Source organism: Streptomyces hokutonensis (assembly GCF_000376565.1).
GTDB lineage: Bacteria > Actinomycetota > Actinomycetes > Streptomycetales > Streptomycetaceae > Streptomyces > Streptomyces hokutonensis.
Genome location: NZ_BARG01000002.1, coordinates 20,500 through 36,668, shown reverse-complemented (window position 1 = coordinate 36,668; position 16,169 = coordinate 20,500). Strand labels below are relative to the sequence as shown.

Here is a 16,169-nt window from a genome sequence, read left to right as displayed (position 1 = left end):
GACGGGCGCGAGCCTGGAGTCATGACGACGTACACGGCACGACCCATCGACCCCACGGTCCTGAAGGAGCTGCGCTCTGCTGACGATGCGGGCCGCGGAATGGTTCCCGTACTCGATGAGGAGGGCGGCGCTCCGCTCCGCTGCTGCCTGCGCCGCAGCGAGCCGGGCGAGCGGATCGCCCTCGTCTCGTACGCCCCAGTGCGCCGCTGGGCGGCGGATGCGGGGGCGTACGACGAGGTGGGGCCGGTGTTCGTCCACGCGGAGGAGTGCGGGGGGCCTGCGGCCGGCTCGGGGTACCCCTTCGCGGACGCCCACCGGGTGCTGCGCCGCTACTCGGCCGAGGGCCACATCCTCGGCGGCGAGCTGGTGGACACCCTCGACGACGAGGCCTTCCGCAGGGCCTTCGACGACCCGTCCGTGGTTGTTGTCCACGTCCGGGCCGTCGAGTACGGGTGTTTCTTCTTCGAGGTGCGCAGGGCGTAGCGCCCTGCGCACCTCGAACGCCGGACGGGCTGAAGGTTCAGCCCCTCCGGCGTCTGAGGAGCGGGGTCTGGGGCGGAGCCCCAGGAGGATGGGACGGGTAGGGGCGGCGGGGGCGAGGAAGACCGGGTCAGCCCTGGAGTTCCGCCGCCACCAGCTCCGCGATCTGTACCGCGTTGAGCGCGGCGCCCTTGCGGAGGTTGTCGTTGGAGACGAAGAGGGCGAGGCCGTGGTCGACCGTCTCGTCGGCACGGATGCGGCCGACGTAGGACGGGTCCTGGCCGGCGGCCTGGAGGGGGGTCGGGATGTCGGAGAGGGCCACGCCCGGGGCGCCGCCGAGGATCTCCGTCGCGCGCTCGACGGAGAGGGGGCGCGCGAAACGGGCGTTGACCTGGAGCGAGTGGCCCGAGAAGACCGGGACCCGGACACATGTGCCGGAGACCTTCAGCTCGGGGATCTCCAGGATCTTGCGGGACTCGTTGCGGAGCTTCTGCTCCTCGTCGGTCTCGTTCAGGCCGTCGTCGACGATCGAGCCCGCGAGCGGCAGCACGTTGAAGGCGATGGGCCGCTTGTAGACCTGCGGCTCGGGGAAGTCGACCGCGCTGCCGTCGTGGGTGAGCTTGTCCGCGTCGCCGACGACCTTCAGCGCCTGCCCGTGCAGCTCGGCCACCCCGGCCACACCGGAACCGGACACGGCCTGGTACGTGGCGACGACCAGCGCCTCCAGCCCCGCCTCCGCGTGCAGCGGCTTCAGGACCGGCATCGCGGCCATCGTCGTGCAGTTCGGGTTGGCGATGATGCCCTTGGGGCGGTCCACGATCGCGTGCGGGTTGACCTCCGAGACGACCAGCGGGACCTGCGGGTCCTTGCGCCAGGCGGAGGAGTTGTCGATGACGACCGCGCCCTGCGAGGCGACCTTCTCGGCCAGCGCCTTCGAGGTCGCGCCGCCCGCCGAGAACAGCACGATGTCGAGGCCGGAGTAGTCGGCGGTGGCCGCGTCCTCCACCGTCACACCGTCGAGGACCGTCCCCGCCGAACGGGCCGAGGCGAACAGACGCAACTCCGTCGTCGGGAAGTTCCGCTCGACGAGGATCCTGCGCATGACCGTGCCGACCTGACCGGTGGCTCCGACGATTCCGACCCTCACAGCGACTCCTTCACCTGTTCCTGTACATCTGCGGCGTTTCCATCATGCGGCCGCCCCGGGTCCACCTGTCCAATTCTTTGCCCCGCATGCCCGAGGAATGGGACACGGCCCTTGCCAGTGTGACCTACGTCTCCGAACGTTTCCGTGCGCTGCGGCGTCGTAGAGGAAACGCGGGAAGGGGGTGGCTTGTGCTGCGCAGAAAGGCCCGTCGGGTCCGGGAGGGCGATGATCCGCTGGACGCGGCCCAGGAACGGCGGGTGCGGGCGGTGCTCGCGCTCGGCGGGGTGCCGCAGGCGGATCTGCCGGACGGGGTCCAGCAGGTACGGCTGCGGTTGCTGGAGCGCGCGGCGAAGGGCGACGAGGCACCGCGCGACGTCTCGGCGTGGGCGGCGGTCGTCGCCTCGAACTTCGCCATGGACTGGCACCGGGCCAGGCGCCGCCAGGAGCGGGTGGGGGAGCGGCTGGCCTCCCTCCGCCAACTCGCGCACCCCTCCGGGGAGGACACGAGTGTCCTGTCCCTCGCGGTGGCCCAGGGCCTGGACGAACTGCCCGACCAGCAGCGCCAGGTCCTCGTCCTCCGCTTCTTCGCCGATCTGCCGGTGCGTTCCATAGCGCACGAGCTGGGCATCCCGGAGGGCACGGTCAAGAGCAGGCTGCACACGGCGGTCCGCGCGCTGCGCGACCGCCTGCACGAGGACGAGGTGGTGTGACGTGGCCACGCAGAACGAGGAGTACGACGGCGTGGACGCGCTGATGGCCGCGATCACGGGTGAGCCGGTGCCTCAGGCGGCCCGCGCGGACGCCGCCTACCTGGCGGAGCACCGGGCCGCGACGGCCGATGTGGCGCTGCTGCGCGAGCAGTTGGGGATCATCGGGGAGGCCCTGGCCGCGGAAAGGCCCGCGCCCAAGGTGCGCAGCACGCTCGAGGTGCGACCGCGGCGCCATCCGGGCCTGCGCGCCCTCGCCTACGGCACGCTCGCGATGGCGGTGGTGGTCGGGATGATCACCGGGCTCGCCTGGCTGGTCGCGCACAACGGGGGCGCCGACTCCTTGGGGAGCAGCAGCGCGGACTCCGGGTCCAAGGCGGCGGGCGGCTCCGGCGGGGGCTCCAGTGCCCCGGGCGCGCTGTCCGACCCGGAGCTGTACGTGGCCTGCTCCAGCCTCCTCGTCGAGGGGACCGTGACGGGCGTACAGCCGGGTTCGGACCCGCGGAAACGGATCACGGTCGCCGTCACCCGCTCCTACCGGCCCGCGAGCGGCCCGGCCGACGTCAGCGTCGTCCTGTCCGCCGGGGCGAGCCCGGCGCCGCGCAAGGGGCAGCATGTGCTGGTCGGAGTCCCGAAGGGCGCGCACACGGCGACCCTCTGGGTGGTCGGCGAGGACGCCGTCGCCGCGGACCGTGCCGCGATCGTCGGGGCACTCACCGGCGCCGGTACGGGCGCGGGCGCCTGCCCGACCGGCTGACAGCGAGAAGGGCGGGCGCCCGCACGGACGCCCGCCCCGTCTGTTGTCGTACGTGGTGCTACGACGTGACCTTCTCGATCTTCACGCTGCCCAGGCCCGCGACCGTGCCGTGGGCGTTGACCAGCTGGACCCGGCCGAAGAACTCACGGCCCGCCGGAGCCGCCGCGAGGGCGGTGACGCTGCCGGAGACGGTCGCCGAGGCGCCCGTCGCGAGCTTGACCGGCGTCGAGTCGTCGACGGTGACCGTGCCGAGCGCGGCCGAGTAGAACACGTCCAGGTAGTCGTACGCGGTCGACCCGGACGGCACCGAGTAGCCCGCGACCTCGACGGTGTAGGTCCCGGCGGCCGGGTTGGCGACCGAGACCGCCTCCTCCGAGTCGCCGTCGGCGGACTGGCCGACGACCGTACCGGCGGCGTTCTTCACCGTCAGGTCCAGGTCCGCCGCCGTGTCCGAGACGTTGCCGATGGACACGTCCAGCGAGGTGGCGCCGGCGGGCACGTCGACCGTGGTGGTCTGGGTGACGCCCTCGGTGATGGTGGGCCGCGCGGTCAGCGAGGAACCGAGCGGGCCGCCCTTCAGCGTGCCGTCCAGCGCCGCGAACTTGTTGGTCACCTTCCACGAGGCGGTGGCCGGGACGCCGACCTTGGCCTCGGGCACGGTCACGGTCTCCGGGTCGAAGGCCGCGCCGAGCACGGTGGCGTCCAGCTTGTACGGGTTGTCGAGCAGCGGCGAGGTGCGGCGCGACTCGACCTCGATCTCCCAGACACCGGCCTGCGGGTCGGCGTACGAGCGCACGTCGGGCTTGCAGCCGTTGCCGTCGAGGTAGTTGTTGTAGCAGTACGGGGTGCCGGTGTCCTCGACCGGAACGCCGTACGGGTGGATCGAGATGAACCGCGTCTGGCTCTTGTCCTTCAGCCCGCTGATCGCGACCTCGAAGGCCTTGGCGCCCTCGGGGACGGTCACGAAGTACGACTGCGTGCTGTTGCGCTGCACCGAACTCGACTTGGAGAAGGTGTAGTTGACGGGAGTGGAGACCACGACCGTGGCGAGGATCTGCTTGTCGAGGCCCTCGGTCTTCGGGTCGTCGACCTCGAGGATCGCGCTCTTGATGCCCGAACTCTTCGGCGCCGCCTGCACCTTGACGGTCACCGGCTGGTTCAGCGGGAGCTTGACCTCGTCGGAGCCGACGATCCGGAAGGTGCCGCCGGCGTTGTTCGCGATGCTCAGCTCGTGCCGAACGGCCTTGTCCGCACCGGTGGTTCGCGTGATGACGACGTCGTACGTCTTCTTCGCGCCGGCCTTGAGGCCGCCCTCGCGGTCGTAGAGTCCCGTACCGAAGCCCGGGGTCTTCAGCGCGTAGTCGATCGCGGTGTCGACGGGAGCCTTGACCGCGTACTCGTGGGCGGTGGCGCCGTCCCTGATGGACTCCCACGCGTCCACGATGTCGATGAGGCCCGCGCCCTCCTCGTAGGCCTGAACACCCTTGATGTGATGGGCCGTTGAGGTCAGCGCCGTGCGCAGCGTCGCCGGGGTGAGGGCGATGTGCTTCTGCTTGGCGGCGCTCAGCAGCAGCGCCGAGGCGCCCGCGGCCTGCGGGGAGGCCATCGAGGTGCCCTGGAGCATCGAGTAGCCGGCCGGCAGGGTGTAGCCCGCCTCGGCGACCGGGGAGCCCGGCAGCCAGGTCTGGGTGGAGTTGATCGAGGCGCCGGGCGCGACGAGCGTCGGCGTGAAGCCGCCGTCCTCACGCGGGCCGCGCGAGGAGAACGGCAGCAGCTGGTACTTCCGCTCCACCTGCGAGCCGTAGTTGGAGGCCCAGGTCTCCTTGGAGATGGCCGCGCCGACCGAGATCACCTTGTCGGCCAGGCCGGGGTCGCCGATCGTGTTGGCGCCCGGACCGGAGTTGCCGGCCGAGATCACGAGCTGCACGCCGTAGGTGTCGATGAGCCGCGTGTACAGCTCGGCGCGCGCGTTGTTGCCGTCGTTCAGCGCGGGCAGACCGCCGATCGACATGTTGACGATGTCGACACCGCGGTTGGCGACGAGGTCGATCATGCCCTCGGTGAGCGCCACGTTGGTGCAGCCGCCGGTCCAGGTGCAGGCGCGCGAGGAGACGATCTTCGCGCCCGGGGCCGCGCCGTTCATCTTGCCGCCGAACAGGCCGTTCGCCGCGGTGATACCGGCGACGTGGGTGCCGTGCTCGGACTCGATGACGCCGATGTTGACGAAGTCGGCGGTCTTGCCGACCCACGACCCGCCGTATGGGTCCATGGGTACGTCCTTGCGGATCTGCACCACGAACGGCTGCCGCTCGACGACGTCCGTCGCCGGGTTGTCGGTACCGAAGTAGCCGATCTGGTACCCGTCCTTGTACGGCTTCATCGGCGTGTCGTCGCCGAAGTCGTGGTTGTTGTTCAGGTCGACCGTCACCGTGCCGGCCGCCGGGTCGTAGAGCACGCCCCACGAGTCGGTGGTGTCACCGTCCCGGTTCGCGTCGCCCTTCGCGTCACCGCCGGTGGTGTACGACTCCCTGAACGTGCTGATCTCGTACGACCCCGTCGGCGCCGTCCAGGTCGAGCCGCCGTAGGTGAAGGTCGGGCCGGCCACGGGCGTGATCATCGGGCGCCAGGTCTGGTCGCCGTCGTTGATCGGGTCGGTCGAGGTGACCCAGTCCACGATCTTGCGCTCGCCGGTGGTGGTCTTCTGCAGGGCCGGGTGGCCGAGGTCGACGCCGGAGTCGAGGATGCCGATGGTGATGCCGCGGCCGTCCGCCTTCGGGTTCTTCTTCACGAAGTCGACGGCGCCCGTCTCGAAGGACGGGTTGTACGGGTTCTCGGCGGGGGTGGTCTTGCTGGGCCCCGAGTAGGTGACGGTCTTCGTCGCTGTGGCGGCGCCCTTCGCGGTGTCCGCGCTCGGGGTCGGGTCGTCGAGCGCGATCTCCTGGCGCAGGTCGATCGCGTGGACGGAGGACAGCTTCGCGGCGGCGGCGATCGCCGAATCGGCCTTGCCCGTCGGGACGGTGGCGCGGACGTAGCCGAGCTTGTCGTAAGTACGGCCCACCGAGCCGCCCTTGACCGCGTCCAGCTGGTCGGCGACCTGCTCGGTCTGGCCCGGAGCGGTCGCGATCATCATCGTGACGTTCTTGTCGCCGTCGGCCTTGGCCGTGGCGAGCAGATCGGCGTCGTCCGAACCGAGCTTCGCGGCGGCGGACTTGACGGTCCCGTCCGTGGGCGCGGTGGTGGACGGGGCGTCGGCGGAGAAGGCCATGGGTATCGGCCCGGCCGCGGAGAGCGCGGCGACGAGACCGGCGGCCGCGGTTATTCGGGCCACGCGTCTCTTGGGGGTGAGGGTCATCGGCATCCCTTGTAGGTGAAGAATCCAGTGCCGGACGAGCGCACAGCTTTACCCAAGGGACAGTTGTTTGGGAAGTGTTGACCGAATCGATATGGATGTATGGGGAAAACCCCATATCCGGGTGGGGGTTCAGGACTCCTTGACGCGCGTGTAGTGGCGGGACGCCTTCGCGCGGTTGCCGCAGGCCGCCATCGAGCACCAGCGGCGGGTGCCGTTCCTCGACGTGTCGTAGAAGTGCAGGATGCACGCCTCGTGGGCGCAGCGGCGGATGCGGTCGGGGGCGGCGGCGAGCAACTCCAGGTAGTTGCGCGCGGCGAGCCAGCCCGGTCCCCAGCGGGGGTCGTCGAACTCGGGGATCTCGCCGGGGCCGTCGGCGGTGAGCGTGGCCCGGATCCGTCCCTGGTCGAGGACGAGGTCGAGGTTCTCCGCGCCTTGTGCGAGCGAACCGTCCACCACCGCGCGGAGCGCGTCGCGCGCGATCTTGGTGTGCGCCAGGGTGATCGGGTTCGCCTCGAACCGCTCGCCGAGCCCGGCCGAGCCGAGCCATACCGCGAGCCCGCGGGAGCCGGAGAGCAGATCCTGCACGACCCCGTCCTTCATCCACCGCGTGTTGAGCAGATCGAGCGCGAGCGGTTCGCCGAGGAGCGGGCGGGGGTCGGGGGTGGTGGTCACGGAGGTGTCCCTTCTGATCTAACCGGTCAAGAGTACGTGACCGGTTGACCCTCTCGATTCTAACCATTAACGTCATCGACAACGGTTAGATCAGAGGAGGGCTTTTTCATGACCCTGCACGCCGGCCACATCGGCCTGAACGTCACTGACCTCGACCGCTCGCTCGCCTTCTACCGGGACGTCCTCGGCTTCACGCTGCTCGCCGAGGGCAAGGAGGACGACGACCGCCGGTACGCGTACCTCGGCGACGGCGGCGACCACCCCGTCCTCACCCTCTGGCAGCAGGCGCAGGGCCCGTACGGCGCCGGCCACGCAGGCCTCCACCACCTCGCCTTCGCGGCCGACTCGGTCGAGCAGGTCGAGCGCTACGAGGCGGCACTCAAGGCCTACGGCGCCGACTTCGCGTACGAGGGCGTGGTCGCCCATCGCGAGGGCGCGGCCTCCGGCGGCATCTTCTTCCACGACCCCGACGGCACCCGCCTGGAGATCTCCGTGCCGAGCGGCGCCGAACACGCCCCGGCCCCACACGCCGAAGCCCCGACCTGCGGCTTCTTCTAGCCATGGCCGCCATGCAGACGTACCACGCGGGATCCCGTGCCGTGCAGGACCGGGCAGGGGTACGCGACATCGCCGACCACGTCGGCCAGATCATCGGCCAGGGCATCAAGCCGGTGGCCGCCGCCTTCCTCGAACTCCAGCCCCTCCTGATCCTGGGCGCCGCCGACCCGGCGACGGACCGGGTCTGGGCCTCCCCGCTCACCGGCCCACCCGGTTTCGTACGGGCGACAGGCCCCCACCAGATCTCGGTCACCGGCGGCACACGCCCGCCCGACCCCCTCACCCCGGCCCTCACCGACGCACGGGACCTGACGGTCGGCACGATCGCCCTCGACCCCCGCACCCGCCGCCGTATGCGAGTCGACGGCCGACTCCGGTCCACCGCACGGGGGTTCGCGATCGAGGCGGAGCGGGTGTTCTCCAACTGCCCCAAATACATCCAGCGGAGAGAGTCGTACGAGACGCTCGCGGACCGAGTGCCGGCCGCCGCCCGCCACGGCCGTGAACTGACCTCGACCCAGGCCGAGTTCATCGCGGCGGCCGACACCTTCTTCCTCGCCACCGTCCACGAACAGGGCGCCGACGCCAGCCACCGGGGCGGCAACCCCGGCTTCGTACAAGCCGTTTCACCCAGAGAGCTGATCTGGCCGGACTACCCGGGCAACGCGATGTTCCTGAGCCTCGGCAACATCCTCGCCGACCCGCGCGCGGGCCTCCTCTTCCTCGACTGGACGACGGGCACGACCCTCCAACTAACCGGCGAGGCAAGGACGGAGTTCGCGGAGAACGGCGAACGCAGAGTCCGCTTCACCCTCACCGAGGCCATAGAGACCCCCGCCGCACTCCCCCTGCGCTGGTCGCCCCCCGAATACTCCCCGGCCAACCCAACCCCGCCGCGCGGGCGCGACCGGCCCCAACGGCGCGGCACCCGAAAGAATTCACATTGCGGCCCTTCCCACAGACCACCTAACGTCTCCAGATGCGCAAAAAGCTGAGGGTCGCCGCCTACGCCGTCTGCGTCCGGGACGGACAACTCCTGCTGGCCCGCTCGCCCGCCGACGGCGGGGGATACGAGTGGGTCCTACCCGGCGGCGGCATGGACCACGGCGAGCACCCCAACGACACGGTCGTACGCGAGCTGGAGGAGGAGACCGGCTACCACATCGAGGTCACCGGCCTCCTCGGCATGGACTCCAACCACCACGTCCTTCCCTGGAGCTACGGACGCAAGGTCGACCACCAGGGCCTCCGACTCGTGTACGAGGCCCGGATCGTCGGCGGCGAGCTCCGCAACGAGATCGGCGGCTCCACCGACATGGCCGCCTGGCACCCGCTGGACGACGTGTCGGCCCTGCGCCGGGTCCCGCTGATCGACATCGCGCTGCGGCTGTGGCGCGAGCGGCCGGCCGTAGGACGGGTCGAACGCGTCCCGGAATAGCTTCAGTACCCCGGCAGATGAACGCTGAGTAGCCGCCTCCCGGCGGCTCGACGAGCGTTCACGAACGCACAGGGGGCGCCAAGATCCACGTACGGTGATCGGCGCTACACGTTGCCGCCTCGTTTACGCGCAGGTCATCCCCGATGCCAAGCATCCAGTACGAGCGGGCAGTTCGCGACCGCGATCGAAAACCGGTCGACGCGAACACCCGCGACCACTGCCGACGCAGTTCGTACTCGGGGAGATCGCGCCATGTCGCGCACACGCTCTGTCGCCAGCTCCGCGCTGGGGGTCAACCGCCGTACCGTCCTCGCCGCCACCGCGGCCGTGTCCGTCTCCGCGGGCGTGGGTTACGCCCTACGGCCCACCGACAGCCAGGCCGCCACGACCGACGCCACCAACGCCTCCAATGCCGCCGCCGAGGCGCCCGTGGCGCACTCCCGCGTGGCACCGGCCGCACCCCTGGCTCCGTACACCAAGGGCACCACCCTCGCCACGGTCGCCGCCCCGCGCACCCACTCCGGCTACCGCCGCCTCGGCGACGGCGCCGGCTGGAAGCGCGTCGTGCGCGCCGACCTCGCCGCCGCCAAGTCCGGGCGCGCGGGCCGCCGTACGGCACTCGCGTCGTTCGTGCAGTTCACCGACCTGCACCTGATGGACAGCCAGCACCCGCTGCGCCTGGAGTACCTGCGCTCGACCGACAAGCACGCCTGGCGCCCGCACGAGGCGCTCACCGTGCAGGGCGGGATCTCGCTGGTCGAGCGGGTCAACGCGCTGCGCGGCGCTCCGGTGACCGGCTCCCCGCTGCACTTCGTGATGACCACCGGCGACAACACGGACAACAACGCCAAGTCCGAGCTGGAATGGTTCATGAAGATCATGAGCGGTGGCCGGTTCACCCCCAACACCGGTGACCCGCGCCACTACGAGGGCGTCCAGAACAGCGGTCTCAAGCTGTACTGGCAGCCCGACTCGACGCTCCGCGACGGCGACAAGCTGGTCGGCTTCCCGCATCTCAAGGGCTTCCTGGCCGCCGCGATCCGCGAGGTCCGCAGCCCGGGCCTCAACCTGCCCTGGTACTCGACGGTCGGCAACCACGACGCGCTCCCGCTCGGCTGCTTCGGCTCGCACGCGGACCCGTACCTCACCGAACTCGCCATCGGCGGCAAGAAGTTGATGACCGCGACGGCGGCCGAGGCGAAGAAGCTGCAGAACTCGATCCGGGACGCCAAGGACCCCAAGGGCTCCGGCTACCGCGACTTCCTCAAGGCCCACGCGCGCTCCATGCGCTCGATCACGCCGGACGAGAAGCGCGCCCCCTACACCTCCGCCGAGTACCTCAAGGCCCACCTCGACCCGGCCTACCAGGGCCTCGGCCCGGTCGGGCACGGCTACTCCTCCGCGAACGTCGACGCGGGCACGCAGTACTACGCGTTCCGTATCGCCGACGACGTGATCGGCATCAGCCTCGACACCACGGACGCGGGCGGCCACTACGAAGGGTCCATCGGGGCGACGCAGTTGAGGTGGCTGGACAAGACACTGCGCGACAACAAGGACTCGTACGCGGTGATCTTCAGCCACCACACCAGCAAGACGATGGACAACACCCGCCCCGACCCGGCGCACCCCACCGAGCGCCGCTACGAGGGCAACGCGGTCGTCTCCCTCCTCGGCAGCCACCCGAACGTGCTGGCCTGGGTCAACGGCCACATCCACCGCAACGTCATCACCCCGCACTCGGCGCCCGACGGCCGCAGCTTCTGGGAGATCTCCACCGCCTCGCACGTCGACTATCCCCAACTCGCCCGGGTCATCGAGCTGGTGGACAACAAGGACGGCACGCTCTCCCTCTTCACCACGCTCATCGAGTCCGCGGCCCCGCACCGCACCGACTTCTCCGACCTCACCCAGACCGGCCTCGCGGCCCTCTACCGCGAACTCTCCTACAACGCGCCGGGCTCCAGCACGGTCCTGGGCGGCGACGCGAAGGACCGCAACACCGAGCTGATCCTCAAGAAGGGCTGAAACTCACTCAACTGGCGTACGGCGGAGCAACCTTCGTATCGCGCGGCTGTGTCCCTCCCCCCGACCGAGCCTTGGACAGGGCTCAACGAAGGGGGAAGACATGGCAGTTCGTGCGGTAGTGATGGGTGCGACGGCGGTGGCGCTGTCGGTGGCAGTGGCCGGTCCCGCGATGGCGGCACCCGCCGGAGGGGACCACGCGGCGACCCGGCAGGCGATCCAGGCAGCCGTGCAGGACGGCGTACCCGGCGTCACGGCCACCGTGCGGGACGGCGGCACCACCTGGTCGGCGACCGCCGGTGTGGGCAACCTCCGCACCGGCAAGCCGCGTTCGGCCGACGACCGCTACCGGGTCGGCAGCATCACCAAGGCCTTCGTGTCGACGGTGCTGCTCCAACTGGAGGCGGAGGGCCGCCTGTCGCTCGACGACACGGTGGAGAAGTGGCTGCCTGGCGTGGTCCAGGGCAACGGCAACGACGGCGCGCACATCACCGTCCGCCAGCTCCTGAACCACACCAGCGGCATCTACAACTACACGCAGGACGACGACTTCGGCCGCGCGTACTTCACCAAGGACGGCTTCTTCCAGCACCGTTACGACACGAAGACCCCGGCCGACCTGGTGGCGATCGCCATGTCCCACAAGCCGGACTTCGCGCCGGGCACCTCGTGGCACTACTCCAACACGAACTACGTGCTCGCCGGCATGGTCGTCCAGAAGGTCACCGGCCGCTCGTACGCGACGGAGATCCGCGACCGCATCATCAACCCCCTTCACCTGAGGGCGACTTCACTCCCCGGCACGAAGGTGACGATGCCGAGCCCGAGCAGCCACGCCTACAGCAAGCTGGCGGAGGAGACGACGGGCCCGACGTACGACGTCACGAAGCTGAACCCGTCCATCGCGTCGTCGGCGGGCGAGATGATCTCCAGCTCCGCCGACCTGGACCGCTTCTACGGCGCGCTGCTGGGCGGAAAGCTCCTCCCGGCCAGGCAGCTGAAGGAGATGCAGACGACGGTCCCGGCGGGCGACAGCCCGACCACGCGCTACGGCCTCGGCATCTCCGACATCAAGCTGCCCTGCGGTGTCCATCTCTGGGGCCACGACGGCGGTATCCACGGCTCGTCCTCGGTGGTGGTGGCGACGCCGGACGGCCGCCATTCGCTGGCGTTCAACTTCAACGGGGACTGGTCGGGGGACGCGGGGGCGGTGGTGGTGGGGGAGTTCTGCGGTAAGTAGGGCTGAGCTGTAGGGCTTGGCTTGCGTAAGCGGAACGGCGTTCCGTATGGTGTTCCGGAACGCTGTTCCGCTTACCTGTCCTCCCGAGGAGAGCCATGCACTACCGCACACTGGGCCGCACCGGTATCAAGGTCAGCCCCTACTGCCTGGGCGCGATGATGTTCGGCGCCGACGGCAATCCCGACCACGACGACTCCGTCCGGATCATCCACAGGGCGCTGGACGCGGGCATCAACTTCGTGGACACCGCCGACTTCTACGGGCGGGGCGAGTCCGAGGAGATCGTCGGCAGGGCCCTGAAGGGCCGCCGCGACGACGTCGTACTGGCCACGAAGGCGCACCTCCCGATGGGCGACGACCCCAACGAGCGCGGAAATTCGAGGCGTTGGCTGGTGCGAGCGCTGGAGAACTCCCTGCGCCGCCTGGGCACCGACCACGTCGACCTGTTCCAGATCCACCGCCCCGACCCGGACACGGACGTCGAGGAAACCCTCTCCGCCCTCACCGACCTGGTGCGCGCGGGCAAGGTGCGGGCGGTCGGCACGTCCTCCTTCCCCGCGTCGGACATCGTCGAGGCGCAGTGGGTGGCGGAGCGACGCGGCCTGACCCGCTTCCGCACGGAACAGCCGACGTACTCGATCCTGAACCGGGGCATCGAACGCGAGGTCCTCCCGGTCTGCGAGCGCTACGGCATGGGCACGCTGGTCTACAGCCCCCTGGCGGGCGGCCAGCTCACGGGCCGTTACCGCAAGGGCCGGACCGTCGACACCCGCCGGGCCGCGTACGGCTTCAAGTACCTCGGCGACGAGCGCCGGCTCGACGTCGTGGAGCGGCTGATCACCCTCGCCGAGAAGGCGGACCTGTCGCCGACCCACCTGGCCATGGCCTTCGCGATCGCCCACCCCGGCGTCACCTCGGCGATCATCGGTCCCCGCACGATGGCCCACCTGGACGACCTGCTGGCAGGCGCGGAGACGGTCCTGCCCGACGAACTCCTCGACCGGATCGACGAGCTGGTCCCACCCGGCACGGACGTCGGCACCCTCGACATGGCGTACGCCCCGCCGGCGATCCAGCGAACGGCACTGCGCAGGCGGACGCTCGCGGAACGCACGGCGGCCTGACAGGGCCTCCCGGAGTCGCCGGGAGGCCCCGTGTTCTTCGAGCGCGCCACCAATTGACCCCGGGATAACCAACCGGACTCAGACACGAGACGCCCAGTTCATTCATGCGAAATGTCCGTGCCGCCTCATAACGGCTAACCCGCTGTTCACGGGGATGGCTCGATTCATACGCAAGGCGGGTGGTCGTGTGCGCGCTAGACACGAACTGCACGTGCTGTCGGTCTACGAGGGCTTCTTCTCCGGAGGAGCCCGAATCGTCCACAGCGACGTCGTTCTGGGACTGGTGGAGGGCGGTCAGCATCATTCGGTGCTGAGCATCCACGGCGAAGTCCATCGGGAAGCGACCCGGCAGACCATGGAGAACGATGCCTGCTACCAGCAGCTGACCGCGGCCGGGGTCGGGGTCTCCACCCTGGGCCGTAGTTTCGGCGGTGGTGAGGGGCAGGTCAGCACCGGCTTCACCGGGCCCGAGCTCGCCGACGCGGCCCGCGCTCTCGCCGACGCCGACGTCGTCCTGTCGCTCAAGGAGCAGCCGCTCTCGCTGCTGAACCAGGGAGGCCTGCCGCGCCGGCCGGTCGTCGTGTGCCTGCACCGTTCGGACCCCGAACACCAGGGCGCCGCCCTCGACGAACTGAAGGCCGCCATCGCCGACGGCAAGGTCGTGGCCTGCGTCTGCTGCGCGGAGTCCACCCGCGACGCCTACCAGGCCGCCGGCATCCCGCCCGAGGTCCTCCACGTCATCCCCAACGGGGTCGATCTGCTGCGCTTCCGGCCCGACCCCGCCCGGCGGCTCGCCTTCCGCGCCTCCCTGGGGATTCCGGACACCGCCCCCGTCGTGGTGTTCGCCGCCCGCTACGCCACCATGAAGAACATCCCGCTCTTCCTCAGTGCCGCGCACGAGTGGCTACGACGCGAACCCGCCGGCCACGTCGTCATGTGCGGCACGGGCATGACCGGCGACAACCAGCCCGCCCTCGCCGCCGACATCGACGCCGCCTTCGGAGGAGACAGGCAGGAACTCGCCCCGCGGCTTCATCTCCTCGGTGTGCGGCGGGACATGGAGACCGTCTACGCCGGGTCCGACGTCGTCGCGCTGACCTCGTCCTTCGGCGAGGCCGCGCCTCTCTGCCTCATCGAGGGCATGATGTGCGGGGCCGTACCCGTCGCCACCGACATCGGCGACAGCGCCTCCATCGTCGCCGGGCACGGCATCATCACGCCCCCCGACCCGGAGGCCGTCGCGTCGGCCTGGACCGAGGCGGTCATCGGCCGTGCCGAGTTCGCCAAGGCCCACGCCCGCAGCCGCGAACGCTTCAGCCGTACGCGCATGATCGCCTCCTACGCCGCCCTCCTGGACGGCCTCCACACGAGTCACACCACCACCAGCGCGAGCCCGCCACCCCTCCCCGAACCCCTCTGACCAGACACGAGGAGGGACCACCGACCCCCCGGTGGCCCCTCCTCTCCCCTCCTGATGCCGTCCCGGTCCGTCACTACCGGGGCAGCACCACGACATACGCGGCGGGATCGCGGTCCGCCGCCGCCATCAGTGCCGTACGGACCACCGCCGCCTGCTGCTCAAGTCCGTCACGCAGCTTCCTGGGGGTGATGTGGACGACCGTGATGCCCAGCCGCTCCAGGTGCTCGCGCTTGCGGGCGTACTCCGACCACAGCGCGTCGTCGTCCTGCCGATGGCCTTGGCGCGGTGCGCGGGTGTCCAGTTCCACGGCGACCGCCTGCTCGGGCCAGTACGCGTCCAGGCCGCCCAGGTGCGGGCCGCCGGGCAGCCGCAGGTCGACGTTCCAGACCGGGTCGGGAAGGCCGTACTCGCTCACCATCCGGTAGAGGCGGTCCTCGGCGATCGCGCGGCCCTCGGCCAGCAGCGAGTCCACCGCGTCCACCACGTGCGGGCGGCTCAACAGCTTCGCGTCGTTCAACTCCCGTACCACCGCGGCCGGTTCGCAGTGACCGCCGCGTACCGCCTCGGTGAGCAGTCGGCGGACCGCGTTCGCGTCCGACAGCCCGGCCACCGCGTCCGCGACGGCCCGCGGCACCGGGGCGACCGGTACGCCCTTCACCTGTCGCGCGGCCGGGAGCGCCGGGGTGCGGAGGATGCGGGCGCAGCCCGTGGAGCGCAGCCGGCGCATCCGGGGGACGAGGACGTCGATGTGGTCGAGGGAGGCGAGCGGCCCGGCCGAGGTGAAGCCGTACAGGGCCAGCGCGGCCAGGCCGGTGACCATCGTCTCGCCGTACGTCGGCCGGTGCGGCTCCTCCGCGCCGGGCTGGACCGGGACACCTGCCGTCCGCTCCCGCGCCGCGTACGTCAGCACCGCGTGCAGCCGCTCCTCGCCGGTGGGCGGACCGGGGTGCAGCAGGACGACGCCGGGGAGGAGCTGCTGCCAGGGGCCGTCGGGACGGCACTGCTCGTTCACCTCGGCGGCCGGGACGCCGTGGGCGCGGAGCTGAGCCGTCGTCAGAACCCGGCGGTGCACCTCGGAGAGGTGGCTGAGGGGGCGGGGGGAGAGCGGGGTGTTGTGGTTCATGACCCGGGGTTTCCCGCGCCGGATCCGCTCCCTAACCGCTGTTACACGCTCGTCGACAAATCCGGACAAGGCGGTACTAAAGGACGGGTGTTCGGATGCCGAGTAGGCGCCGAAAACCCCTGGTCC

Annotated in this window: 14 protein-coding genes; 10 read left to right on the top strand and 4 right to left on the bottom strand. The window is 70.5% G+C overall.

Annotated features, from left to right (window positions below; translation table 11 throughout):
- Nucleotides 1-21: 21 nt before the first annotated feature.
- Entirely contained in the window at nucleotides 22-483 is a 462-nt protein-coding gene (locus tag SSP08S_RS00555; protein ID WP_019065617.1) for a DUF1203 domain-containing protein, read from the top strand.
- 127 nt (nucleotides 484-610) lie between these two features.
- Here the strand turns inward: SSP08S_RS00555 and SSP08S_RS00550 are convergent, their stop codons facing one another.
- Nucleotides 611-1,627: an aspartate-semialdehyde dehydrogenase gene (locus SSP08S_RS00550; protein WP_019065616.1), complete on the bottom strand. Its 1,017-nt coding sequence runs from the start codon at nucleotides 1,625-1,627 to the stop codon at nucleotides 611-613.
- Between the two features lie 188 nt (nucleotides 1,628-1,815).
- On the opposite strand from SSP08S_RS00550, the gene SSP08S_RS00545 reads away from it, so the two are divergent.
- Together SSP08S_RS00545 and SSP08S_RS00540 are read left to right on the top strand one after the other, a co-directional pair.
- Nucleotides 1,816-2,337 carry a sigma-70 family RNA polymerase sigma factor gene (locus SSP08S_RS00545; protein WP_019065615.1) on the top strand — a complete coding sequence of 174 codons (522 nt, stop codon included), beginning with the start codon at nucleotides 1,816-1,818 and terminating at the stop codon, nucleotides 2,335-2,337.
- A 1-nt stretch (nucleotide 2,338) separates the two neighbouring features.
- Nucleotides 2,339-3,091, top strand: a complete 753-nt coding sequence (locus tag SSP08S_RS00540) for a hypothetical protein (protein WP_019065614.1) — start codon at nucleotides 2,339-2,341, stop codon at nucleotides 3,089-3,091.
- A 58-nt stretch (nucleotides 3,092-3,149) separates the two neighbouring features.
- Here SSP08S_RS00540 and SSP08S_RS00535 read toward each other — a convergent pair whose 3' ends face one another.
- Nucleotides 3,150-6,443, bottom strand: coding sequence for a S8 family serine peptidase (locus tag SSP08S_RS00535; protein ID WP_019065613.1), 3,294 nt, complete (start codon nucleotides 6,441-6,443; stop codon nucleotides 3,150-3,152).
- A 129-nt stretch (nucleotides 6,444-6,572) separates the two neighbouring features.
- A complete protein-coding gene (locus SSP08S_RS00530) occupies nucleotides 6,573-7,115 on the bottom strand; it encodes a CGNR zinc finger domain-containing protein (protein WP_019065612.1) in 543 nt (180 codons plus the stop codon).
- 108 nt (nucleotides 7,116-7,223) lie between these two features.
- On the opposite strand from SSP08S_RS00530, the gene SSP08S_RS00525 reads away from it, so the two are divergent.
- The 7 genes from SSP08S_RS00525 (at nucleotide 7,224) to SSP08S_RS00495 (ending at nucleotide 14,920) form a co-directional block, all read left to right on the top strand.
- Nucleotides 7,224-7,673, top strand: coding sequence for a VOC family protein (locus SSP08S_RS00525; RefSeq protein WP_019065611.1), 450 nt, complete (start codon nucleotides 7,224-7,226; stop codon nucleotides 7,671-7,673).
- Nucleotides 7,674-7,684: 11 nt separating this feature from the next.
- Nucleotides 7,685-8,668, top strand: coding sequence for a pyridoxamine 5'-phosphate oxidase family protein (locus SSP08S_RS00520; protein WP_078532300.1), 984 nt, complete (start codon nucleotides 7,685-7,687; stop codon nucleotides 8,666-8,668).
- Nucleotides 8,653-9,111, top strand: coding sequence for an NUDIX hydrolase (locus tag SSP08S_RS00515; RefSeq protein WP_019065609.1), 459 nt, complete (start codon nucleotides 8,653-8,655; stop codon nucleotides 9,109-9,111). Before SSP08S_RS00520 ends, SSP08S_RS00515 begins: the two co-directional genes overlap by 16 nt.
- 252 nt (nucleotides 9,112-9,363) lie before the next feature.
- Nucleotides 9,364-11,139 (top strand): TIGR03767 family metallophosphoesterase, encoded by a 1,776-nt coding sequence (locus tag SSP08S_RS00510; protein WP_019065608.1) that lies wholly within the window; start codon nucleotides 9,364-9,366, stop codon nucleotides 11,137-11,139.
- 100 nt (nucleotides 11,140-11,239) lie between these two features.
- A complete protein-coding gene (locus SSP08S_RS00505; RefSeq protein ID WP_102133264.1) occupies nucleotides 11,240-12,376 on the top strand; it encodes a serine hydrolase domain-containing protein in 1,137 nt (378 codons plus the stop codon).
- Between the two features lie 95 nt (nucleotides 12,377-12,471).
- On the top strand, nucleotides 12,472-13,500 hold the full coding sequence (locus tag SSP08S_RS00500) for an aldo/keto reductase (RefSeq protein ID WP_019065606.1): 1,029 nt from the start codon (nucleotides 12,472-12,474) through the stop codon (nucleotides 13,498-13,500).
- Nucleotides 13,501-13,711: 211 nt separating this feature from the next.
- Nucleotides 13,712-14,920, top strand: a complete 1,209-nt coding sequence (locus SSP08S_RS00495; RefSeq protein WP_019065605.1) for a glycosyltransferase — start codon at nucleotides 13,712-13,714, stop codon at nucleotides 14,918-14,920.
- Between the two features lie 73 nt (nucleotides 14,921-14,993).
- On the opposite strand, the gene SSP08S_RS00490 is transcribed toward SSP08S_RS00495, so the two are convergent.
- Nucleotides 14,994-16,043, bottom strand: coding sequence for a hypothetical protein (locus SSP08S_RS00490; RefSeq protein ID WP_019065604.1), 1,050 nt, complete (start codon nucleotides 16,041-16,043; stop codon nucleotides 14,994-14,996).
- Nucleotides 16,044-16,169: the final 126 nt, after the last annotated feature.